This window comes from Terrabacter sp. RAF57, from assembly GCF_052113925.1.
GTDB lineage: Bacteria > Actinomycetota > Actinomycetes > Actinomycetales > Dermatophilaceae > Terrabacter.
The window spans coordinates 77,683-98,356 of record NZ_JBFRDT010000002.1 but is presented as its reverse complement, the minus strand read 5'-3'; the positions used below and the strand labels follow the sequence as shown (position 1 = coordinate 98,356).

Sequence of the window (20,674 nt, the reverse complement as noted above, 5' to 3'; positions counted from 1 at the left end):
CTCGTCGTCCGAGGACGCATGCCGTGTGCCGGGGTCCCGACCTCAGCCGGCGGTCGAGCGCCAGACGCGCATCGACGCGGCCTCCATCGCGACCGCGGTGCCCGCGTCGGCTGCTCCGGCCGGGGTGGCGGGCCGATCCTGCGCGCTGTCCCAGAGCAGCTCGTAGGCCGTGGCACCCGGCGCCTTCGGCAGCGTGACCTCGGCCTTCTGGGCCGACCCGTTGACGACGATGAGCACCGACTGCTGCTCGAGTCGCGCACCGTCGTAGAGGGCCTGGAGGACGTGGGTGGAGGGGCCGTCCCAGCGGTCTCCCATGGGGTGCCCGTCGGACGCGAACCATGCGAGGTCGGTCGAGCCGTCCGCATGGATTTGCCGGCCGGAGAAGAATGCCCGCTGCCGGAGCACGGGGTGCTCGTGCCGAAGGCGGACGAGGTGCCGCGTCGTCTCGAGGAGGTCGTCCTGCCACGGCTCGAGGTCCCACGACATCCAGCTGATCTCGTTGTCCTGGGAGTAGGGGTTGTTGTTGCCGCGCTGGCTGCGACCCACCTCGTCGCCGGCGTTGAGCATCGGCACGCCGGTCGACAGCAGGAGCGTGCCGAGCAGGTTGCGGATCGACCGGCGTCGCGCTGCGGTGATGTCGGGGTCGTCGGTGCGACCCTCCACGCCGTGGTTCCACGACCGGTTGTCGTTGGACCCGTCGGCGCCGCTGTGGCCGTTGGCGCCGTTGTGCTTGGTGTCGTAGGTCGTGAGGTCGGCGAGCGTGAAGCCGTCGTGGGCCGTGACGAAGTTGACCGAGGCGATGGCGCCGCGGTCGTGGCGGTCGAAGAGGTCCTGTGACCCCGCCAGGCGGGTCGCCAGCTCGCGGACGCCGTGGCCGACCCCTCCCGACGCGGAGGCGGCGAGGTCGCGCAGCCAGAAGGTCCGGGTCGCGTCGCGGTAGCGGTCGTTCCACTCCGAGAACGGGGGCGGGAACTGGCCCGTGCGCCAGCCGTGGATGCCGAGGTCCCACGGCTCGGCGACGAGCTTGGCGCGGGACAGGACGGGGTCGGTGCGCAGGGCGACGAGGAAGGGGTGGTCGCGGTCGTAGCCGTCGTCCCTGCCGCGGCCCAGCGCGACGGCGAGGTCGAAGCGGAAGCCGTCGACGTGGCACTCCTGCACCCAGTACCGCAGCGAGTCGAGCACCATCTTGGCCACGACCGGGTGCGTGAGGTCGAGCGTGTTGCCGCACCCGGTGACGTCGATGTCGCGGCCGCGACCGTCGACGCGGTAGTACGCCCGCTGGTCGAGACCGCGCCACGACAGCGTCATCCCCTCGCGGGCGTTCTCGGCCGTGTGGTTGTAGACGACGTCGAGGAGCACCTCGATGCCGGCGGCGTGGAGGTCCTTGACCATCGTCTTGAACTCGTCGAGGGCGCCCTGCGGGTCGGCCGTCGACGCGTACGCAGCGTGCGGCGCGAAGAACCCGAGCGTGTTGTAGCCCCAATGGTTCGTCAGGCCGCGCAGCACGAGGTCGGGCTCGTGGGTGAACGTGTGGACCGGAAGGAGCTCGACCGCGGTGACCCCCAGTCCGAGCAGGTGGTCGACGAACGCGGGGTGGGCGAGGCCGGCATACGTCCCCCGGAGCTCCTCGGGGACGCCCGGGTGCAGCTGGGTGGCGTTCTTGACGTGGACCTCGTAGATCAGCGACTCGGTGAGTGAGCGCCTCGGGAAATCGTCTGCACCCCAGTCGAACTCGTCCTCGACGATGACGCAGCGAGGCAGGTGCGGGGCCGAGTCGCGGTCGTCGCGCACCCAGAGGTCACCGCGCAGGTCCGGGCCGACGTGATGGGCGTAGACGGCGGGGTCGAGGAGCACCCCGCCCTCGATGGCCCGGGCGTAGGGGTCGAGGAGCAGCTTGGCGGGGTTGTGCAGCAGGGACCGGTCCGGGTCCCAGTCGCCGTCGACGCGGAAGCCGTAGCGCTGCCCGGCCCCGACCCCGGGCACGGTGTCGAACCACGTGCCGTGCGCGCGATGCCGGAGCGGCACCCGGCGCTCGGTCTCGGTGCCGTCGGCGGCGGTGTCGAAGAGGCAGACCTCGACGGCCCTGGCGTGGCCGGCGTAGACGGAGAACTGGGCTCCTTCGGCGGTGAGCCGGACCCCGTGCTCGGGAGGCAGGTCTGGCGTCGCGGCAGGGGGCGGGCACATGTGTCTGAGCGTAGGGGGTGGCCGGTCGCACCCCCGGGCCGGATCGACCTCGTCGCGCAGGCTCGTTACGGTTGGCGCATGACCGATCCGACTTCGCTGCCCAACTTCATGCCGAGCGCGCCCGACGCCGGCCCCAACGGAGCCCCTGTCAGTGACGCGCCCGTGCGTGACCGCATCCTCGACGTGCTCAAGGGCCTCGGCATCGAGGCGAGCATCGACGGAGACGGCGACCTCGAGTTCGCCATCGTCGACGACCAGGGCACCAGCACGACCCTCTTCGCCCGCATCGCCGAGGGCGACCTCGCCCTCGTCCGCTTCTTCGGCCAGTGGCAGCTCGCCGAGCCCGTCTCGTCCGACCGCAACGAGCGCCTCGCCCGCTGCAACGACCTGACGATGCAGCTCAACATCGTCAAGCTCTCCCTCGTCCAGGAGAGCCTCGTTGTCTCGGCCGAGCACGTCGTGACCCCGAACGCCGACCTCGACATCCTCGTGCCGCTGTCGGTCAACCACATCCTCCAGAGCGTCGGCTTCTTCTTCCAGTCCTGGCTGCCGATGGACGACGCGCCCGCTCCCGGCGACGCCTGATGGGTGAGTTCGTCCGGCTCGAGGTCGAGGACGGCGTCGGCACGATCCGTCTCGACCGGCCGAAGATGAACGCCCTCAACGTCCAGGTCCAGGAGGAGATCCGCGAGGCCGCCGCCGAGGCGACCGCGCGCACTGACGTCAAGGCGGTCATCGTCTACGGCGGTGAGCGGGTCTTCGCCGCCGGGGCGGACATCAAGGAGATGCAGACGATGTCGTACACCGACATGGTCGAGCGCTCTGGTCCGCTCATGAGCTCGATCAGCGCCGTGGCGCGCATCCCCAAGCCGGTCATCGCCGCGATCACCGGGTATGCGCTCGGTGGAGGCTGCGAGCTGGCGCTCGCGTGCGATTTCCGGGTCGTCGCCGACGACGCGAAGCTCGGCCAGCCCGAGATCCTCCTCGGCATCATCCCGGGCGCCGGCGGCACGCAGCGCCTCTCGCGTCTCGTCGGAGCCTCGCGCGCCAAGGAGATCATCTTCAGCGGCCGCTTCGTCGACGCCCAGGAGGCGCTCGCCATCGGCCTCGCCGACAAGGTCGTGCCGGCCGCCGACGTCTACACCGCCTCGCGTGAGTGGGCCTCGACCTTCGTCGGCGCCGCGTCGTATGCCGTCCGCGCCGCCAAGGAGGCCATCGACCGTGGTCTCGAGGTCGACCTCGAGACCGGGCTGGAGATCGAGCGCCTGCTCTTCGCCTCCCTCTTCGCGACGAAGGACCGGGAGATCGGCATGTCCTCGTTCGTCGAGCACGGCCCGGGCAAGGCGCAGTTCGAGGGTCGATGACCCTCACCCGTACGCCGCTCGAGGCGGACCCGCGGCGCCCGTGCCGGTGGGTCCGCCTCGGGCATCTCCGGGAGCTCGGGAGGAACTTGCCGTGACCGCTGTGCCGGGCCGCGGTCCGCTCGACGTCCTCGTCGTCTACGTCCCCGTCGGCGACACCGATGCAGTGCTCCGGGCGCTCTTCGCCGCCGGGGCCGGGGCGGTCGGCGACTATCGCGAGTGCGCCTTCGTCGCCCGCGGCACGGGACAGTTCCGGCCGGTCGAGGGCGCGACCCCGACGATCGGAGTCGTCGGGGATCTCGAGAAGGTCGCCGAGAACCGCGTCGAGCTCGTCCTCGAGCGGCGGCTGCGGGCCGACGTCGTCGCCGCGCTCCGGGCCGCGCATCCCTACGAGGAGCCGGCCTTCCACGTCCTCGAGACCGCCGACGTCGACCCGGCCTGACCAGCGCCGGCCCCCGTCGCGGTGCTGCCCCCGACGGTTTGGGGGCCGTGGCGCGGTTCTGGTCGCGGCCGGGCCGGATCGGGGTCGGAACTGCGCCGTGGCGCGATCGCCTCAGGAGGTCTTGAAGCCGCCGTTGCTGAGGAGCAGCTGGCCGTTGATCCAGCCGCCCTGCTCCGAGAGCAGGAAGCGCACGAGGTCGGCCGTGTCGCGCGGCGTGCCGAGCCGGCCGGCCGGGGTGTCGGCGGTGCCGAGCGCCCGGATCCGGTCGTCCATCCAGCCCGTGTCGATCGGACCGGGGTTGATGACGTTGGCCCGCACCCCGCGGTCCGCCAGCTCGAGGGCCGCCGCGATGACGATGCGGTCGAGGGCACCCTTGCTCGAGCCGTAGGGCAGGTTGTGGGCCGTGTGGTCGCTCGTCAGGGCCACGACGTGAGCGGCCGCGGGTCCACCCGCCGCCTGCTCGGGGAGCCGCTCGGCGAACGCCCGGATGAGGAGCCACGTGGCGCGGGCGTTGACGGCGTAGTGCCGCTCCCAGCTCTCGAGCGAGGTCGTGAGGATCCCGCTGTCGACCGACTCGCAGTGCGACATGACGAGGCCGGTCACCGGTCCGAGTCGCTCCGTCGCCGTGGCGACGAGGGCCTCGGGGACGGCCGGGTCCGAGAGGTCGCCGGGCAGGAGCTCGACGCGGCTACCCAGGGCTCGGCACTCGTCGGCGACGGCCGCCGGGTCGTCGGTGCCGCGCTCGTAGCCCAGCCGCTCGTCGTAGGGCTGCCAGTGCCCGAGGGCGAGGTCCCAGCCGTCCGCGGCGAGTCCGAGGGCGAGCTCGGAGCCGATCGAGCGACGCCTGCCGACCCCGGTGACGAGGGCGACCCGGGGGCGCGTGGACGGGACGGGGGAGGCGGACGACATGGCGCCCATCCTCCGCAGTTCGGACAACCCTCGACAACCGGTTTTGCCTCGTCCCAGCCCTGCCGGCAGGCCCGCCGCGTGCGCGCGGACGACAGGGGACGGCATACCCCAGGGGTCTGGTGGTGAGCGTCACGCCAGAGCCGTGCGGACTGAGCGGGCGCTCAGTGAGAGGATGGACGGCAGTGCCGGAGCGACCTCCGGCAGTTCCATGAGCACCACCACCAGCAACGGAAGAGGACGTTCACCCATGAACATCGTCGTCTGTGTCAAGTACGTGCCGGACGCCCAGGCCGAGCGCACGTTCAACGCATCTGACAACACGACCGACCGCGAGAACGTCGACGGCCTGCTGTCGGAGCTCGACGAGTACGCGGTCGAGGAGGCCCTCAAGATCGTCGAGGCCGGCGAGGGTGAGGTCACCGTCCTGACGGTGGGCCCCGACGCCGCCGCCGACGCCATCAAGAAGGCTCTGCAGATGGGCGCCGACAAGGGTGTGCACGTCAACGACGACGCCATCCACGGCTCCGACGCCATCGCGACCTCGCTCGTCCTCGCCGAGGCCATCAAGAAGATCGGGGACGTCGACCTCGTCGTCACCGGCATGGCCTCGACCGACGGCACCATGGGTGTCGTGCCCGCGATGCTCGCCGAGCGGCTCGGCCTGCCGGCCGTGACGTTCGCGTCCGAGCTGACCGTCGAGGGCACCACGGCGACGATCCGCCGCGACGGCGACGCCTCCACCCAGACGATCACGGCCACGCTGCCGGCGCTCGTGTCGGTCACCGACCAGATCAACGAGCCGCGCTACCCCTCGTTCAAGGGGATCATGGCCGCGAAGAAGAAGCCCGTCGAGCAGTGGAGCCTCGCCGACCTCGGCGTGGACGCCGCGCAGGTCGGCCTCGACGCCGCGTGGACGAAGGTCGAGTCCTTCGCCGCCCGTCCGCCGCGCTCGCAGGGCGAGATCGTCGCCGACGAGGGCGACGGCGGCAGCAAGCTCGCCGCGTTCCTCACCGAGCGCAAGTTCGTCTGACCTGCCCCTGACCTTCCCAGCCAGCAAAGGAGATCCGCACCATGGCTGAAGTACTCGTGCTCGTCGACCACGTCGAGGGCAAGGTCCGCAAGACCACGTCCGAGCTGCTGACGATCGCCCGCCGCCTCGGCGAGCCGTCCGCCGTCTTCGTCGGCCCCGGTTTCGATGCCGCCAAGGAGACCCTCGCCCGCTTCGGCGCCGAGAAGATCTACCGCGTCGAGTCGCCCGAGGTGCTCGATCACCTCGTCGTCCCCCAGGCCGAGCTGCTCGCCCAGCTCGTCTCCTCGACGTCCCCGGCCGCGGTCCTCGTGCCGTCCTCGCCGGAGGGCAAGGAGATCGCCGCCCGCCTCGCCGTCAAGACCGAGTCGGGCCTCATCACCGACGCCGTCGACGTCCAGGCCGCCGACGGTGGCGTCGCGACGACGCAGTCGGTCTTCGCCGGCTCCTACACCGTGTCGGCCACCGTCACGAAGGGCACGCCCATCGTCGCCGTGAAGCCCAACTCGGCCACCCCCGAGGAGGTCGCGGGTGCGGCCGCCGACGAGGTCGTCGACTTCAGCCCGTCCGACGCCGCCAAGGGCGCGAAGATCACCGAGTCCAAGCCGAAGCAGGCCACCGGCCGCCCCGAGCTGACCGAGGCCGCCATCGTCGTCTCCGGTGGACGTGGCACCGGCGGCGACTTCTCCAAGGTCGAGGACTTCGCCGACTCGCTCGGTGCCGCCGTCGGTGCCTCGCGTGCCGCGGTCGACGCCGGGTGGTACCCCCACACGTCGCAGGTCGGCCAGACCGGCAAGCAGGTGAGCCCGCAGCTCTACGTCGCGTGCGGCATCTCCGGTGCCATCCAGCACCGCGCCGGCATGCAGACGTCCAAGACGATCGTGGCCGTCAACAAGGACAACGAGGCCCCGATCTTCGAGCTCGTCGACTTCGGCGTGGTGGGCGACCTCTTCAACGTCCTCCCGCAGGCGACCGAGGCGATCACGGGCGCCAAGGACTGACCGCCCCGTCGGGCCGAGTGCCCGACGCCGCTCGGCGGCGGCCCCCGACCGCGAAGGTCGGGGCCGCCGTCGTGCGAGCACGAGGCCGACCCTCAGGCCGCCTCGGAGTCGAGGTCGACCCGAGACGACAGCCGGATCCAGCTCTCGAGCCGCTGCCGGTTGAAGGCGTATGCCGAACGCCCCGTCCCGAGGGTCCACCACCCACCGCGCAGCGCCTCCGACGGCAGGCGCACCGGTCGGCCCGCCCCGTGACGCCACTCGAGCCGTCCGCTCGACGACACGCGCCGTACGTCGCGCCGGTCGATCGTCGTCGTCATGAGGGTGTTGTGCACGCGCAGGCGCTTCGTCCCGAGGTCGATGCGGGCCGACCACGCCCGCCAGGCGAGGGCGAGCGCGAGGGCCAGGCACACGGCATACGTCATCGTCGCGGGCAGCGACGGGACGAGGCGCACGAGCAGGCGCGCCACGAAGTAGCCGATGGCAGGAGAGGCCAGGGCCGCGACGGCCCGGTGGCCGGTGGGCGCGCGCAGCCGGCTGCCGCCGGTGCCCTCGTGCCTGCCACCCATGGGGCCGATCATAGGCAGACCGGCCCCACGGGTGGGGTGGACGGGTGATGCGTGTGGTGCTGGGTGCCCCCGGCGTCAGGGACGGATCGCGGTGGCCGCCGCCACGACGTCGACGAGGCCGTGACCCTTGTCGAACGACGTCGTGCCGTTGCCGGCCGGATCGCTGACGTAGGCGGCTCCGTCGGCGTACTTCGAGGCCGTCGACTTGATGGCGGCCTCGACCTGGGCCGGCGTCGCGCTCGGGTTGGCCTGGAAGAGCTGGGCGACGATGCCCGAGATGTGCGGCGTCGCCATCGAGGTGCCGCTGATCGTGTTGTAGTCGCCGTTGTTGCGCGGGTCGCCGCCCGTCGTGCAGATCGGCAGGTAGATGCGGCACGACGACGTGATGCCCTCACCCGGCGCCGAGATGTCGGGGTAGGTGGCGAACTGGCCCGAGCGGCCGCGCGAGCTGAAGTCGCTGACCGTGCCGCCCCGGGTGCCGGTGTCCTGGTCGTTGTACGACGCGACGGAGATGATGCCGCCCGTCGGGTCCTGGCCGGGAGGGTTGGAGAGGTTGGCGGACCCGTCGCCGCCGTCGTTGCCGTTGGCCCAGACCGAGACGACGCCCTCGCCGACGAGCGCGCGCTGGAGCTTGACCGTCGCCGAGTTCGGGTCGAACTCGCCGCCGCCCGTCGGTCCGTAGGAGTTGCTCGTGACCTTGATCGGCGGGCAGGTGCTGGCCGGGACGCCCGCGCCGCAGGGCGCGGCGTGATGCTCGAGGACCCAGTTGAGCGCCGAGTCGGCGCCGACGATGAGCAGCACGGCGCCCGTGCTCAGGCTGACGATGCTCGCGCCGGGGGCGGCCCCGTGCATCTTCGTGCCGTCGGACAGGGTGACGTCGCGCCCGGCGACGATGCCGGAGACGTGCATGCCGTGACCGCCTGCGGCGAGCAGGTCGGTGTTGAGGCTGGCGGCGTCGACGGGCTGGCAGGGGAGCGGCTCGAGCGGATCGCACACCATCTTGAGGTTCTTGACGACGGCAGAGGTGCCGTCGGCGTTCTGGAGGAACGGGTGCGTCGGGTCGACGCCGGAGTCAATGACGGCCACGCTGACACCGGAGCCGTCGAGGGCCGTGCCGTTCGCCCCCGTGAGGGTCGCCCGGGCCTCGGAGCCGCGGGTGGCGGTGTTGGACGTCGACAGGAACATGTCGATGGGCTGGTTGCCCTCGACGTACGTGACGCCGGGGACGGAGCGCACGGCGTCGATCTGCACGGGGAGCCCGGCCGCGACGACGACACCGATCTTGTCGTAGGTGTCGCGGACCGTGAGCCCGGACGCGGCGGCGGCCCGGCGTGCGGCCCCGATGTCCGTCGCGTGGACGAGCACCGTCGTCGGCGTGACGGCGGACAGGGTCGACCAGTGCTGCCCGAGCCACGTCGACAGCGGTGCGCGGGCCTGGCCGGTGCCCAGCAGGCCGGCAGCGACGCCGGACGGCGCGGACTGCGGACCGGACGAGGCCGGCGCCGCGGCGGCGGCGGTGGTCGAGGTCAGGGCGGTGGCTGCTGCCAGGGTGACCGCTCCGAGACGGAGGCGGCGTGAGGCGGTCAATCGCATGAGATCCCTCTCTGCTGGGCCACCCCACGTCAGTGGAGGGTGGCGACGTGACTGGCCAACGAGGGGGCGCGGTGTGAGGTTACGCACGGGTAGCCGGCGGGACGGCATACGCCATCGCCCACGGGAGTGGGTGGACGCCTCGTCCTGCGGCCGTCCGGCCGGGGTGTCCGGGCGTCCTAGAATCGGTGGGTGACTGCCTATCTCGACCATGCGGCGACCACGCCGATGCTCCCCGCCGCCCTCGCGGCGATGACGGAGCAGCTGGCGGTCGTGGGCAACGCCTCGTCCCTGCACCGCACGGGTCGCGCCGCGCGCCGGGCCGTCGAGGAGTCGCGCGAGAGGATCGCCCGCTGCCTCGGTGCGCGACCCTCCGAGATCGTCTTCACCTCCGGTGGCACGGAGTCGGACAACCTCGCCGTCAAGGGCACGTACTGGTCCCGCCGGGATCGCGACCCGGCGCGGGTGCGCCTCCTCGTCGGCGCGACCGAGCACCACGCCGTGCTCGACTGCGTCGACTTCCTCGTCGCGCACGAGGGTGCCAAGGTGACGTGGCTCGACTGCACGCCCGAGGGTGTCGTCGAGCCCGCGACCGTGCGCGCCGCCATCGAGTCCGACCCCGACTCTGTCGCCCTCGTCTCGGTGATGTGGGCCAACAACGAGGTCGGGGCCGTCCAGGACGTCCGTGCCATCGCCGACGTCGCTCACGAGTTCGGGGTGCCGTTCCACACCGACGCCGTGCAGGCGGCCGGGCACCTGGCCGTCGACTTCGAGGCGAGCGGGGCCGACCTCATGTCGGTGACCGCACACAAGCTCGGCGGTCCCATCGGCGTCGGCGCCCTCGTGCTGCGCCGTGACGCGAAGCTCGTCCCGCTGACGCACGGCGGCGGGCAGGAGCGGCAGGTGCGGTCCGGCACCCTCGACACCCCCGCCATCGTCGGCTTCGCCACCGCGCTCACCGAGGCCACGGCCTCGATCGAGGCCGAGTCGGCGCGCCTCGTCGCGCTGCGCGACGAGCTCATCGAGCGCGCCATGGCGATCGCCCCGGACATCCGGCCGTCCGGGGTCTGGCGCCGCGGCGACGGCGTGAGCCGGCTCCCCGGCAACGTGCACCTGCTCGTGCCCGGGTGCGACGGTGACTCCCTGCTCTACCTGCTCGACGCTGCAGGGGTCTCCTGCTCGACGGGTTCGGCGTGCCAGGCCGGCGTGCCCCAGCCCAGCCACGTGCTGCTCGCGATGGGGGTCGCCGAGAGCGACGCCCGGGGCGCCCTGCGCCTGACGCTCGGGCACACCTCGACCCAGGCTGACGTCGACACGTTCGTCGACGCACTGCCCGCTGCCATCGAGCGCGCTCGCCGCGCGCGGGAGGCGACCGCGTCGTGAGGGTCGTGGCGGCGATGAGCGGCGGCGTCGACTCGGCGGTCGCCGCCGCCCGCATGCTCGACGCCGGTCACGAGGTCGTCGGCGTCCACCTCGCCCTGAGCCAGAGCGCGGCGACGCTGCGCGAGTCGGCGCGCGGCTGCTGCACCATCGAGGACGCCGGCGACGCCCGTCGAGTGGCCGACGTGCTCGGGATCCCCTTCTACGTCTGGGACATGGCGGCCCGCTTCAAGCGCGACGTCGTCGACGACTTCCGCGCCGAGTACGCTGCCGGGCGCACGCCCAACCCGTGCCTGCGCTGCAACGAGAAGATCAAGTTCGCCGCCCTGCTCGACAAGGCGCTGGCCCTCGGCTTCGATGCCGTGGCCACGGGTCACTACGCCCAGGTCGTCGAGACCGACGACGGGCACGGGGGAGTGCGGCGCGAGCTGCACCGCGCCGTCGACATGGCCAAGGACCAGAGCTACGTCCTCGGCGTGCTCGACGCCGACCAGCTGGCCCGGTCGTTCTTCCCGCTCGGTGACACGACCAAGCCGCGGATCCGCGAGGAGGCGGCCGAGCGGGGCTTCTTCATCGCCAGGAAGCCCGACAGCCACGACATCTGCTTCATCGCCGACGGCGACACCAAGGGGTGGCTGACGCGCGAGCTCGGCGAGGCCCCCGGAGACATCGTCGACACGTCCGGTGAGGTCGTGGGCCAGCACGCCGGGGCCTTCGCCTACACGGTCGGACAGCGCCGCGGGCTCGCCCTCTCGCGGCCCGCTGCCGACGGCGAGCCGCGCTACGTCGTCGAGGTCCGCACCGAGACCAACCAGGTGGTCGTCGGCGCCGCCGACCTGCTCGGCGTCAACGCGATCACCGGCGACCATGCCCGCTGGTGCGGTCCGGCGCCGCAGGGCGTCGTGCACGTCGGCGCGCAGGTGCGTGCGCACGGCGAGGAGTATGCCGCGACGGCCTGGGCCGATGGCGACCGCGTCGAGGTGCGGCTCGAGGGCCGCGTGCGTGGCGTCGCGCCGGGACAGTCCGTCGTGCTCTACGAGGGCACGCGGGTCGTCGGCTCGGCCACGATCTCCGCCTCTCGGCTGGAGCGAACCCCCGTCGGGTAGCCGGGAGGCGACCTCAGTCCAGCGAGCGGCGCCACGTGACGGTGCGGGCGCGCGGTCGGAAGCCCAGGGCGCGGTAGAGCCGCTGGGGACCCGGGTAGTCGTCGTCGCCGCGCGGGCTCACCTGTGCGACAGAGGCGCCCACCTCGGCGAGCCGGTGCAGGGCGGCGAGCGTCACGGCTCCTGCGAGTCCGCGACCGCGGTGCTCGGGCACGCACCCCACCGGCTCGACGAGACCCGCGCCGTGGGCCGGGTCGAGCCACACGAGGGCCGAGGCCACCATGGTGTCGTCGGCGTCGACGGCGACCCAGTCGAGGTCGTGGCGGTAGGGCCACGCGCCCATGAGCTGCTCGTAGGCCCGCTCGTCGACCTTCGACGGGCCCACGTCGGACCACGAGGCGGCGTGGACGGCAGCGCGGGAGCGGGCCTCGTGCGGCTCGATGTGACGGAAGGTGTAGCGCGGGACGTCCGGCACCGGCGGTAGTTCGGCGAGGTCGAGCTCGTGGTGCGTGAAGAAGGGCTCGTCCGCGTGCGGCTCGAATCCTGCTGCGGTGAGGGCCTGCTCGGCGACATCTCCCTCCATGACGAGGGCCGACTGCGTCTCTGCGTCGCTCACCTCCTCGAACCAGTCGACGACCTCCGCGGCGACGTCGGGCCGCGCGGGGTCGACCTGGAGCTCGAACCAGTCCGGTGCCTCGGCCCAGCCGAAGCCGACGACCTCGCCGCCGTCGGTCCAGAGAGCGATGGCCTCGTCGTCGTCGAGACCCATCGGGTCGACCGGCCGGTAGTAGCGGCTCCACGCGAGCTGACCGGGGTGGAAGCGGGAGGTGGGTGTCCAGAGCCGCGAGGCGAGGCCCTGCATCGCCCGCAGGTCTGCGGGTCCCGAGAAGTCATGGCGGCGCACCGGCATCACGCTACTGCCGTCGGACTCCGGTGGGGCGTCGACCACACCTCGCGGTGCGGGGCCCGTTCCGGGTGCGCCTAGGCTGGCGCGGTGACTCTCGCTTCCGGCATCGGCTCCTGGCCCGGCACCTCGGTGCGCGACGCGGTGCGGCAGGTGCGCGAGATCCTGGACGGCCACGCGCCCTACCTCCCCGAGCTGCCCGCACGGGGGCCGGGAGCCGACATGGTCGGGCGCACGGCAGGCCTGCTCGTCGAGCTGCCCGTCGACCTCCAGCCCGTCGGGTGGCGGCTCGTCGACCGCCCCGGACGCGACGCGTCACGCACGGCGGCGATGCTCCGCGAGGACCTCGACGAGCTCGCCGAGGCCTACGACGGGCACACCGGCCCACTCAAGCTCCAGGTCGTCGGGCCGTGGACCCTCGCCGCCAACGTGTGGCTCTCGCGCGGCGAGCGCGTCATCGTCGACGACGGCGCCAGCCGTGACCTCGTCGAGTCGCTCGCCGAGGGCGTACGCGTCCACGTCGCCGCCGTGCGCAGCCTCGTCCCCGGGGCGCGGATCGTGCTCCAGGTGGACGAGCCCAGCCTGCCGACTGTGCTCGCCGGCCGGCTACCGACCTCGTCGGGGTTCGGTCGCCTGCCGAGCCTCGACCCCCAGGTCGCCGCGGCTGGCCTGACGACGGTGCTCCGGGCACACGACGGCGAGACGGTCGTGCACTGCTGTGCGGCCAGCCCACCCCTGCCACTCCTGCGCGCCACCGTGCCGACCGCGTTGTCGCTCGACACCTCCCTGCTGCGCCCCCGCGAGTGGGAGGGCGTGGCCGTCGCGGTCGAGGACGGCATACGCCTCCATGCCGGCGTCGTGCCCACCGACGGGAGCCGGACGCGACCGCAGGACCTGGCCGCCGACCTCGTCGGGGCGTGGACGCGGACCGGCCTCCCGCTCCGGTCGCTCGCGGACGTCGTCGTGACGCCAGCGTGCGGCCTGGCCACTGCCTCACCGGAGGTCGCGAGGGCCGTGCAGCGGGCAGCCGTGGAGACCGCCCGCGAGCTCGAGGAGCGCAGCGCCGGCTGACCGTCCCCGGCGGCTCCCCGTCCTGAACGGCAGAGGCCGGCCACCCCGAAGGGTGGCCGGCCTCTGCTCGGTGAGCTCGGTGGTCAGCTCAGAGCGCGGAGCCCGCGGTCCACTTGGCCCAGCTGAGGTTCCAGTCCGAGTAGCCGTTGCCCATCGTCATCGGACGGCTGGTGCCGGTCGTCTCGACGACGTCGCCGATCTGCATCTGGCCGAAGAGCCACTGGCCGTTGGCGTCGCTCATGCCCGTGCAGCCGTGGCTGACGTTGCGCTTGCCCTGGTCGGCGACCGACCACGGGGCCGTGTGGAGGAACTCGCCCGAGTTCGTGACGCGCATGGCGTACTTCACCGGGGTGTCGGCGTAGTAGTTGGGGTCGTCCTTCTTCAGGCCGATGGTCTCTGCACGCATCGTGATGTTGGTCTGCTTGTCCATGATGACCTTGACGCCCGAGCGGGTGACGAAGCCGGGACGACCACCCGTGACGGGGATGCGCTTGGTCCACTTGCCGTTGATGAAGAGGTCCAGCTTGTCCGTCTTGAGGTTGRCCTTGGCCACGACGGCACGCCCGATGGTGAAGTCGGAGGTCCGGCTCATCTGTCCGTAGCGGTTGCCGCCGGCGGGGACGCCGTTGAGGTTGGCCTCGACGTGCACCTTGGTGCCGGCCTTCCAGTACGTCTTGGGACGCCAGTGCGCCTCGCGCGAGCTGAGCCAGTACCAGGAGCCGGCCTGGGCGGGGGTCGAGGTCACCTTCATGTGCTTCTCGAAGCTCGCCTTGTCGACGACCGGGAGGTCGAAGCGGGCGACGACCGGCATGCCGATGCCGACGGTGCCCCCGTCACGCGGGGAGACGGCGACGTAGACCTGGTCGTCGAGCGTGAGGTTCGCGGTGCGGAACGTCTGCGTCGACTCGGTGGTCTTGCCGTCGGAGTCCTCGGCCGTGAGGTCGAGGGTGTACTTGACGCCGGGCTCGAGCAGGTCGGACGCGGTCCACGTGCCGCCGTCGAGGGTGCCGTCGACGGGGATGCGGTTGCCCTTCTTGCTCTTGTACGAGAGCGAGGCCTTCTTGAGCGTGCCCTTCTCGGCCGAGGCGGTGACCCGCGTGTCGACGGACACGTCCTCGGACTCGTCGCCCGGGGTCGTCTTGAAGACCACCGGGTCGGTGGTCGGCGTGGGTGCCGCCGACGTCGTGCCACCAGCGGTCGCCGAGGAGGTGCCCGCGGGCTTGCCGTTCTCGGCCGTGGCAGTTGCATTGCAGGCCGTGACGCCGAGCATGGCCAGGACGGCCATCCCCGAGACTGCGGCGGAACGGATGCTCAACTTCACGCGTGAATACCCTTCGCAGACGTGACGCCGGGCGTCCCAGGGCGGGACGGGGTGCGGCACGTCGATAGTGACCCTGCTCCAGTGTCACCGATCCGGCGCAATACGCCAAAACGTACGGCGAGTCCAAACTCCTGCGTGTCGCAGGGTCGGGCGGCGCGTCAGGACGTGGTCCGCGGACGCACCTCGCGACGCAGGATCTTGCCGGTGGGACCCTTCGGCAGCTCGTCGAGCGACCAGATGCGGCGGGGATACTTGTAGGCCGCCAGGCGCTCCTTGACGAACGTCTGGACGTCCTCGAGCGTCGCCGTCGAGCCGGGCCGCAGCACCACGGCGGCACCGACCTCCTCGCCCATGAGGTCGTCGGGGACACCCACGACCGCGGCCTCGAGCACGTCGGGGTGCGTGTAGAGGACCTCCTCGACCTCCCGCGGGTAGACGTTCAAGCCGCCGCGGATGATCATGTCCTTCTTGCGGTCCACGATCGTGTAGTAGCCCTCGTCGTCGACGGTGGCGAGGTCGCCCGAGCGGAACCACCCGTCGGGGATGGCCTCCTTCGTGGCCTCGGGCCGGTTCCAGTAGCCCTTCATGATGTTCTCGCCGCGGATCGCGATCTCGCCGATCTCGCCCGCCGGGGTGTCGTTGCCCTCGAGGTCGACGAGCTTCATCTCGCAGCCCGGGATGGCCCGGCCGATGGTGCCCGGCTTCGTCGGCTTGTCGGGCATGTTGAACGAGGCGACCGGGGAGGTCTCGGACAGGCCGTAGCCCTCGAGGATCTGGCAGTGGAACTTCTCCTCGAACGCCTTCATCACGGCCTCGGGCATCGCCGAGCCGCCCGAGGCGCACGTGCGCAGGCTGCTCGTGTCGGCCTCGTCGGCGTTCGGGTGGTTGAGGATCGCGGCATACATCGTCGGGACGCCCTGGAAGATCGTCACGTGGTCTCGGCCGAGGACCTCGATGGCCTTGGCCGGGTCGAACCGGGGGATGAGCGTCAGGGTGGCGCCGCGTTGGACCGACGTGTTGAGCCCGCACGTGAGGCCGAAGACGTGGAAGAGGGGCAGGCAGCCCATGATGACGTCGTCCTCGGTGATCTCCATGATGTCGGTGGCCGAGCGCTCCGCGTTGCGGTGGAGGTTGAAGTGCGTCAGCTCGGCGCCCTTGGGCTTGCCGGTGGTGCCGCTCGTGTAGAGGATCACGGCGGTGTCGTCGTCGGCGCGCTCGACCGGCTCGAGCACCGGGGCGCCCGCCGTCTCGGACGCGTCGAACTGGCCGTCGGCCGGCCCCATCGGACCGCACACGACCAGCCGGGTCCCGGTCTCGGCCGCAGCCTTCCCGGCCTCGTCGGCGAAGTCCGGCCACACGAAGCTGAAGCGGGCTCCGCTGTCCTCGTAGAAGTACTGGATCTCGCCCGACTTGAGCAGCGGGTTCATCGGCACGACGACGCCGCCCGCGAGCAGGGTGCCGTAGAAGGCGACGGGGTATGCCGGCACGTTGGGGAGGATGAGTGACACCCGGTCGCCGGGCTCGAGTCCAGCCGCACGCAGCTGGCCGGCCACGGCCGCCGCCGCGCGGTGCAGCGCCGACCACGACAGCTCGACCCGGTCGAGCTTGATGCCCACCTTGTCGGGGACGCGTGCCGCGGTGGCGGTGAGGTTGGCGGCGAGGTTGGTCATCTCTGCTCCTTCGCAGGGGGCGGGCTCGGGCCCATTGTCACTGCTGGGTCGCCCGGTGAACAGACCCGCCGCCACGTGAGGAGTGTCATCGGGCGGGTGACCGTCGGAGCCGGCTGGCAGGATGAGCGCGTGAGCGAGAGCAGCGGCCCCACGCCCGTCACCGACGACGTCCCGACCGAGGTCCACCAGGAGTGGGCCGAGCTCGCCGAGCAGGCCGCGGCGGCCCAGTTCGCCTACCACGTCAAGGATGCGCCGACCATCAGCGACGGTGAGTACGACGCGCTGATCCGCCGGCTCAACGCCATCGAGGACGAGCACCCCTCGCTGCGCACGCCCGAGAGCCCGACCCAGAACGTCGGGGGTGCGTCGTTCGCGACCGGCTTCGAGACGGTCGACCACGTCGAGCGCATGCTGAGCCTCGACAACGCCTTCTCCTTCGAGGAGCTGCAGACGTGGGCCGAGCGCGTCGAGCGCGAGGTCGGCGACGGCGCCCACTTCCTGACCGAGCTGAAGATCGACGGCCTCGCCATCAACCTGCTCTACGAGAAGGGCCGTCTCGTGCGCGCCCTGACCCGCGGCGACGGCCGCACCGGCGAGGACGTCACCCACAACGTCCGCACCATCGAGGGCATCCCCGAGCGGCTCGCGGGCGACGACGTGCCCGACCTCGTCGAGATCCGCGGGGAGGTGTTCTTCCCGACGGCGGCGTTCGCCGACCTCAACGCGGGCCTCGTCGAGGCGGGCAAGGCCCCCTTCGCCAACCCCCGCAACGCCGCTGCCGGCTCGCTGCGCCAGAAGGACCCCAAGGTCACCGCCACCCGGCCGCTGCGCATGCTCGTCCACGGCATCGGAGCGCGCCGCGGCTTCGACATCGAGCGCCAGAGCGAGGGGTATGCCGCCCTCCGCGCCTGGGGTCTGCCCACCTCCGACGAGGTGCGCGTCCTGCCCGACATCGCGGCCGTGCAGGAGTTCGTGACCTTCCACGGCGAGCACCGCCACGACCGGGCCCACGACATCGACGGCATCGTCGTCAAGGTCGACGAGGTGGCCCTCCAGCGCCAGCTGGGCGCCACGTCGAGGGCGCCGCGGTGGGCCATCGCCTTCAAGTACCCGCCCGAGGAGGTCAACACCAGGCTCCTCGACATCCGGGTCAACGTCGGGCGCACGGGCCGGGTGACCCCGTACGGCGTCATGGAGCCTGTCGTGGTCGCCGGCTCCACGGTCGAGCAGGCGACGCTGCACAACGCGTACGAGGTCGAGCGCAAGGGTGTGCTCATCGGCGACACGGTCGTGCTGCGCAAGGCGGGCGACGTCATCCCCGAGATCGTCGGCCCCGTCGTCGACCTGCGCGACGGCAGCGAGCACGCCTTCGTCATGCCGACCGACTGCCCCGCCTGCGGCACGCCGCTCGCCCCCGAGAAGGAGGGCGACAAGGACATCCGCTGCCCCAACACACGTTCGTGCCCGAGCCAGCTGCGCGAGCGGGTCTTCGCTCTCGCCGCACGCGGCGGTCTCGACATCGAGGCCCTCGGCTGGGAGGGCTCGATCGCCCTGCTCGAGTCGGGCGTCATCACCGACGAGGGCGACCTCTTCGCGCTGGCCCCCGACAGCCCCCACGCGGGGGAGTACGGCCTCACCCGCGAGAAGCTCGCGCAGGTCCCGCTCTACACGAGGGCCGCCAAGAAGACCGACCCGGACGAGGCCGTCCTCGACGGGCGCGTGCTCTCTGCGGGTGGCGACAAGCTGCTCGCCGAGCTCGAGAAGGCCAAGACCCAGCCGCTGTGGCGCGTCGTCGTGGCCCTCTCCATCCGGCACGTGGGACCCACGGCGGCCCGGGCGCTGGCCACCCACTTCGGCTCGATGGAGGCGATCCGGTCGGCGTCGACCGAGGAGCTCGCCCAGGCCGAGGGTGTCGGCGGGGTCATCGCCGAGGCCGTCACCGCGTGGTTCGAGGTCGACTGGCACCAGGAGATCGTGCGCAAGTGGGGCGATGCCGGCGTCCGGATGGCCGACGAGGTCGACGAATCCATCGAGCGGACGCTCGAGGGCAAGACCGTCGTCGTCACCGGCTCGCTCGAGGGCTTCTCCCGTGACGAGACGAAGGAAGCCATCATCAGCCGAGGCGGCAAGGCCTCCGGCTCGGTGTCGAAGAAGACCGACTTCGTCGTCATCGGCGCCAACGCGGGCTCCAAGGCGGCCAAGGCCGAGGAGCTGGGGCTGACGATCCTCGACGAGGACGGCTTCCGCCGCCTGCTCGAGACGGGCGCGGCCGACTGACCCGTCCGACCCCGTCGGACCTGATCGCACCCGTCGAGCCCAGGTGACCGCACCAGCGACCGCCCGGTCGGAGGCTGGCTCGCATGTGTCGCGAGCCCACAGAACCGTGTCAGGTGTGTGGGTCCCCACCGTCCTTTCGGCGTGCAGCCCTCCTAGGCTTTGCCGAAGTTTCCCGGATTTCCGGAGTCGTCGCCCGCCCGTCACACCGACCGGCGCGGCCCGACACCACGCTCACCCGAGCGCGACGCACGAGGAGGTGCAGGTCTTGACGGGTACCCCGTTGCTCGAGACCAGGGCCCTGACCAAGGAGTTCCGTGGCTTCCGGGCCGTCTCGGAGGTCGACCTGACGGTCGCCCGCGGCACCGTCCACGCGCTCGTCGGACCCAACGGTGCGGGCAAGACCACGCTCTTCAACCTGCTCACCGGCTTCCTGACCCCGACGTCCGGCGCCGTGCTCTTCGACGGTGAGGACATCACCGGCAAGGCCCCGGAGCAGATCGCACCGCTCGGCATCGCGCGCTCCTTCCAGATCACGAGCCTCTTCGAGGCGATGACCCTGCGCGAGCACCTCGAGCTGGCCCTCGCCAGCCCGACCGGCATGGGCAAGCAGTGGTGGCGCTCGGTCACCCGCATGGCCACGTTCAAGGACCGCGCCATGGAGCTGCTCGAGCAGGTCGGCCTCGCCGACCGGGCCGGGGCACCCGCCTCGTCGCTGGCCTACGGCCAGAAGCGCGCGCTCGAGCTCGCGATCGCCATGGCACTCGACCCCAAGCTGCTGCTCCTCGACGAGCCGACCGCGGGCATGGGCATCGAGGACGTCGACCGCACCATCGCCCTCGTCAAGCAGCTCGCCGAAGGCCGGACCGTCGTCTTCGTCGACCACAACATGCACGTCGTCGGATCGCTCGCCGACCGCGTCACCGTGCTCCAGTCGGGGCAGGTGCTCGCGGAGGGACCGTACGAGCAGGTGCGCGCCGACGAGCGGGTCATCACGGCATACCTCGGAGCAGCCCATGAGTGACGACACGACGGCCACGACGACGGAGCAGCCGGCGCCCGACCGCGCCGGTGCGCCGGAGGTCAGGAGCCTCGGGCGTGACGCCGCACGGATGCTCGAGGTGTCTGGGCTCTCCGCCTGGTACGGCGAGGCCCGCGTCCTCACCGAGGTCAGCATCGACGTGGCCCCCGGTGAGGTCGTCACCCTCGTCGGGCGCAACGGAGCCGGCAAGACGACCCTGCTGCGCTCGGTCATGGGCCTGCACCGGCAGATCGAGGGCACGATGACCCTGGACGGCGCCGACCTCGCCAAGCGGTCGGCCGACGCCCGGGCCCGCGCGGGCATCGGCTGGGTCCCCGACGACCGCGGCATCTATGCGAGCCTCACCGTCGCCGAGAACCTCCTGCTCCCGCCGGTCGTCCACGCGGACGCGTGGCCGCTCGAGCGGGTCTACGAGTTCTTCCCCGTGCTCCACGAACGCCGCGACTTCCCCGGGACGAAGCTCTCGGGCGGCGAGCAGCAGATGCTCGCGATGGCCCGGGTGCTGCGGATGGGTTCACGGCTGCTGCTGCTCGACGAGCCGAGCGAGGGCCTGGCCCCCGTCATCGTCCAGCGCATCGGCGAGATCATCCGCGAGATCAAGGGCCAGGGGGTCGCCGTCCTCCTCGTCGAGCAGAACGTCAAGTTCGCCTCGACGGTCGCCGACCGGCACTACCTGCTCGCGCAGGGGACGGTCGTCGAGCACCTCGACAACGAGGACTTCCGCGCCCGCGAGGGCGAGCTGCTCACCTACCTCGGGATGTAGCACCCACCCGTCGCCCGGCCGCGTCGCCCGGGCGCACCGGCTCCGTCGTCACGACGCCCTCGCGTC

General features: G+C 71.9%; 18 protein-coding genes. 11 read left to right on the top strand and 7 right to left on the bottom strand.

All coding sequences use genetic code 11. From position 1 onward, the window contains the following. Nucleotides 1-42: 42 nt before the first annotated feature. The gene (glgX, locus tag AB4Y83_RS02290; protein ID WP_442274957.1) at nucleotides 43-2,184 is read right to left on the bottom strand and encodes a glycogen debranching protein GlgX; all 2,142 of its coding nucleotides are present in this window, start codon (nucleotides 2,182-2,184) and stop codon (nucleotides 43-45) included. A 78-nt stretch (nucleotides 2,185-2,262) separates the two neighbouring features. On the opposite strand from glgX, the gene AB4Y83_RS02285 reads away from it, so the two are divergent. The 3 genes from AB4Y83_RS02285 (at nucleotide 2,263) to AB4Y83_RS02275 (ending at nucleotide 3,987) form a co-directional block, all read left to right on the top strand. Beyond that, the gene (locus AB4Y83_RS02285) at nucleotides 2,263-2,769 is read left to right on the top strand and encodes a YbjN domain-containing protein (protein ID WP_020142900.1); all 507 of its coding nucleotides are present in this window, start codon (nucleotides 2,263-2,265) and stop codon (nucleotides 2,767-2,769) included. Further along, the gene (locus tag AB4Y83_RS02280) at nucleotides 2,769-3,548 is read left to right on the top strand and encodes an enoyl-CoA hydratase/isomerase family protein (RefSeq protein WP_020142899.1); all 780 of its coding nucleotides are present in this window, start codon (nucleotides 2,769-2,771) and stop codon (nucleotides 3,546-3,548) included. The genes AB4Y83_RS02285 and AB4Y83_RS02280 overlap by 1 nt, the downstream gene beginning before the upstream one ends. Nucleotides 3,549-3,639: 91 nt before the next feature. Beyond that, on the top strand, nucleotides 3,640-3,987 hold the full coding sequence (locus AB4Y83_RS02275) for a hypothetical protein (RefSeq protein ID WP_442274956.1): 348 nt from the start codon (nucleotides 3,640-3,642) through the stop codon (nucleotides 3,985-3,987). 111 nt (nucleotides 3,988-4,098) lie between these two features. On the opposite strand, the gene AB4Y83_RS02270 is transcribed toward AB4Y83_RS02275, so the two are convergent. Next, on the bottom strand, nucleotides 4,099-4,896 hold the full coding sequence (locus tag AB4Y83_RS02270; RefSeq protein WP_442274955.1) for an SDR family oxidoreductase: 798 nt from the start codon (nucleotides 4,894-4,896) through the stop codon (nucleotides 4,099-4,101). A gap of 247 nt (nucleotides 4,897-5,143) precedes the next feature. Between AB4Y83_RS02270 and AB4Y83_RS02265 the strand changes: the two genes are divergently transcribed. Next, complete coding sequence (locus AB4Y83_RS02265) at nucleotides 5,144-5,926, top strand: electron transfer flavoprotein subunit beta/FixA family protein (RefSeq protein WP_056770359.1); 783 nt, start codon at nucleotides 5,144-5,146, stop codon at nucleotides 5,924-5,926. 41 nt (nucleotides 5,927-5,967) lie between these two features. After that, complete coding sequence (locus AB4Y83_RS02260) at nucleotides 5,968-6,924, top strand: electron transfer flavoprotein subunit alpha/FixB family protein (protein ID WP_442295927.1); 957 nt, start codon at nucleotides 5,968-5,970, stop codon at nucleotides 6,922-6,924. 92 nt (nucleotides 6,925-7,016) lie between these two features. Here AB4Y83_RS02260 and AB4Y83_RS02255 read toward each other — a convergent pair whose 3' ends face one another. Together AB4Y83_RS02255 and AB4Y83_RS02250 are read right to left on the bottom strand one after the other, a co-directional pair. After that, nucleotides 7,017-7,490, bottom strand: coding sequence for a hypothetical protein (locus tag AB4Y83_RS02255; RefSeq protein WP_442274953.1), 474 nt, complete (start codon nucleotides 7,488-7,490; stop codon nucleotides 7,017-7,019). Between the two features lie 75 nt (nucleotides 7,491-7,565). Next, nucleotides 7,566-9,083, bottom strand: coding sequence for a S8 family peptidase (locus AB4Y83_RS02250; protein ID WP_442295926.1), 1,518 nt, complete (start codon nucleotides 9,081-9,083; stop codon nucleotides 7,566-7,568). Between the two features lie 189 nt (nucleotides 9,084-9,272). Here AB4Y83_RS02250 and AB4Y83_RS02245 point away from each other — a divergent pair, with 189 nt between their 5' ends. Both AB4Y83_RS02245 and mnmA read left to right on the top strand, forming a co-directional pair. Further along, nucleotides 9,273-10,463, top strand: coding sequence for a cysteine desulfurase family protein (locus AB4Y83_RS02245; protein WP_442295925.1), 1,191 nt, complete (start codon nucleotides 9,273-9,275; stop codon nucleotides 10,461-10,463). Beyond that, nucleotides 10,460-11,566 (top strand): tRNA 2-thiouridine(34) synthase MnmA, encoded by a 1,107-nt coding sequence (gene mnmA / locus AB4Y83_RS02240; protein WP_442274950.1) that lies wholly within the window; start codon nucleotides 10,460-10,462, stop codon nucleotides 11,564-11,566. Before AB4Y83_RS02245 ends, mnmA begins: the two co-directional genes overlap by 4 nt. A 13-nt stretch (nucleotides 11,567-11,579) precedes the next feature. Here the strand turns inward: mnmA and AB4Y83_RS02235 are convergent, their stop codons facing one another. Next, a complete protein-coding gene (locus AB4Y83_RS02235; RefSeq protein ID WP_442296183.1) occupies nucleotides 11,580-12,473 on the bottom strand; it encodes a GNAT family N-acetyltransferase in 894 nt (297 codons plus the stop codon). Nucleotides 12,474-12,557: 84 nt separating this feature from the next. Here AB4Y83_RS02235 and AB4Y83_RS02230 point away from each other — a divergent pair, with 84 nt between their 5' ends. Beyond that, a complete protein-coding gene (locus tag AB4Y83_RS02230; RefSeq protein WP_442295924.1) occupies nucleotides 12,558-13,538 on the top strand; it encodes a methionine synthase in 981 nt (326 codons plus the stop codon). Nucleotides 13,539-13,626: 88 nt separating this feature from the next. On the opposite strand, the gene AB4Y83_RS02225 is transcribed toward AB4Y83_RS02230, so the two are convergent. Beyond that, nucleotides 13,627-14,859 (bottom strand): Ig-like domain-containing protein, encoded by a 1,233-nt coding sequence (locus AB4Y83_RS02225; protein ID WP_442295923.1) that lies wholly within the window; start codon nucleotides 14,857-14,859, stop codon nucleotides 13,627-13,629. Between the two features lie 158 nt (nucleotides 14,860-15,017). After that, on the bottom strand, nucleotides 15,018-16,529 hold the full coding sequence (locus AB4Y83_RS02220) for a long-chain-fatty-acid--CoA ligase (RefSeq protein WP_442295922.1): 1,512 nt from the start codon (nucleotides 16,527-16,529) through the stop codon (nucleotides 15,018-15,020). A gap of 129 nt (nucleotides 16,530-16,658) precedes the next feature. Between AB4Y83_RS02220 and ligA the strand changes: the two genes are divergently transcribed. The 3 genes from ligA (at nucleotide 16,659) to AB4Y83_RS02205 (ending at nucleotide 20,608) form a co-directional block, all read left to right on the top strand. Next, complete coding sequence (ligA, locus tag AB4Y83_RS02215) at nucleotides 16,659-18,806, top strand: NAD-dependent DNA ligase LigA (protein ID WP_442295921.1); 2,148 nt, start codon at nucleotides 16,659-16,661, stop codon at nucleotides 18,804-18,806. Nucleotides 18,807-19,062: 256 nt separating this feature from the next. Beyond that, on the top strand, nucleotides 19,063-19,827 hold the full coding sequence (locus AB4Y83_RS02210; RefSeq protein ID WP_235508594.1) for an ABC transporter ATP-binding protein: 765 nt from the start codon (nucleotides 19,063-19,065) through the stop codon (nucleotides 19,825-19,827). Further along, nucleotides 19,820-20,608, top strand: a complete 789-nt coding sequence (locus tag AB4Y83_RS02205) for an ABC transporter ATP-binding protein (RefSeq protein WP_442295920.1) — start codon at nucleotides 19,820-19,822, stop codon at nucleotides 20,606-20,608. Before AB4Y83_RS02210 ends, AB4Y83_RS02205 begins: the two co-directional genes overlap by 8 nt. Nucleotides 20,609-20,674 lie beyond the last annotated feature (66 nt).

Bases quoted from the DNA above. Each gene is read 5' to 3' on its own strand.
- glgX (WP_442274957.1), bottom strand. From the start codon at position 2,184: ATGTGCCCGCCCCCTGCCGCGACGCCAGACCTGCCTCCCGAGCACGGG.
- AB4Y83_RS02285 (WP_020142900.1), top strand. From the start codon at position 2,263: ATGACCGATCCGACTTCGCTGCCCAACTTCATGCCGAGCGCGCCCGAC.
- AB4Y83_RS02280 (WP_020142899.1), top strand. From the start codon at position 2,769: ATGGGTGAGTTCGTCCGGCTCGAGGTCGAGGACGGCGTCGGCACGATC.
- AB4Y83_RS02270 (WP_442274955.1), bottom strand. From the start codon at position 4,896: ATGTCGTCCGCCTCCCCCGTCCCGTCCACGCGCCCCCGGGTCGCCCTC.
- AB4Y83_RS02265 (WP_056770359.1), top strand. From the start codon at position 5,144: ATGAACATCGTCGTCTGTGTCAAGTACGTGCCGGACGCCCAGGCCGAG.
- AB4Y83_RS02260 (WP_442295927.1), top strand. From the start codon at position 5,968: ATGGCTGAAGTACTCGTGCTCGTCGACCACGTCGAGGGCAAGGTCCGC.
- AB4Y83_RS02255 (WP_442274953.1), bottom strand. From the start codon at position 7,490: ATGGGTGGCAGGCACGAGGGCACCGGCGGCAGCCGGCTGCGCGCGCCC.
- AB4Y83_RS02250 (WP_442295926.1), bottom strand. From the start codon at position 9,083: ATGCGATTGACCGCCTCACGCCGCCTCCGTCTCGGAGCGGTCACCCTG.
- AB4Y83_RS02235 (WP_442296183.1), bottom strand. From the start codon at position 12,473: ATGCCGGTGCGCCGCCATGACTTCTCGGGACCCGCAGACCTGCGGGCG.
- AB4Y83_RS02220 (WP_442295922.1), bottom strand. From the start codon at position 16,529: ATGACCAACCTCGCCGCCAACCTCACCGCCACCGCGGCACGCGTCCCC.
- AB4Y83_RS02205 (WP_442295920.1), top strand. From the start codon at position 19,820: ATGAGTGACGACACGACGGCCACGACGACGGAGCAGCCGGCGCCCGAC.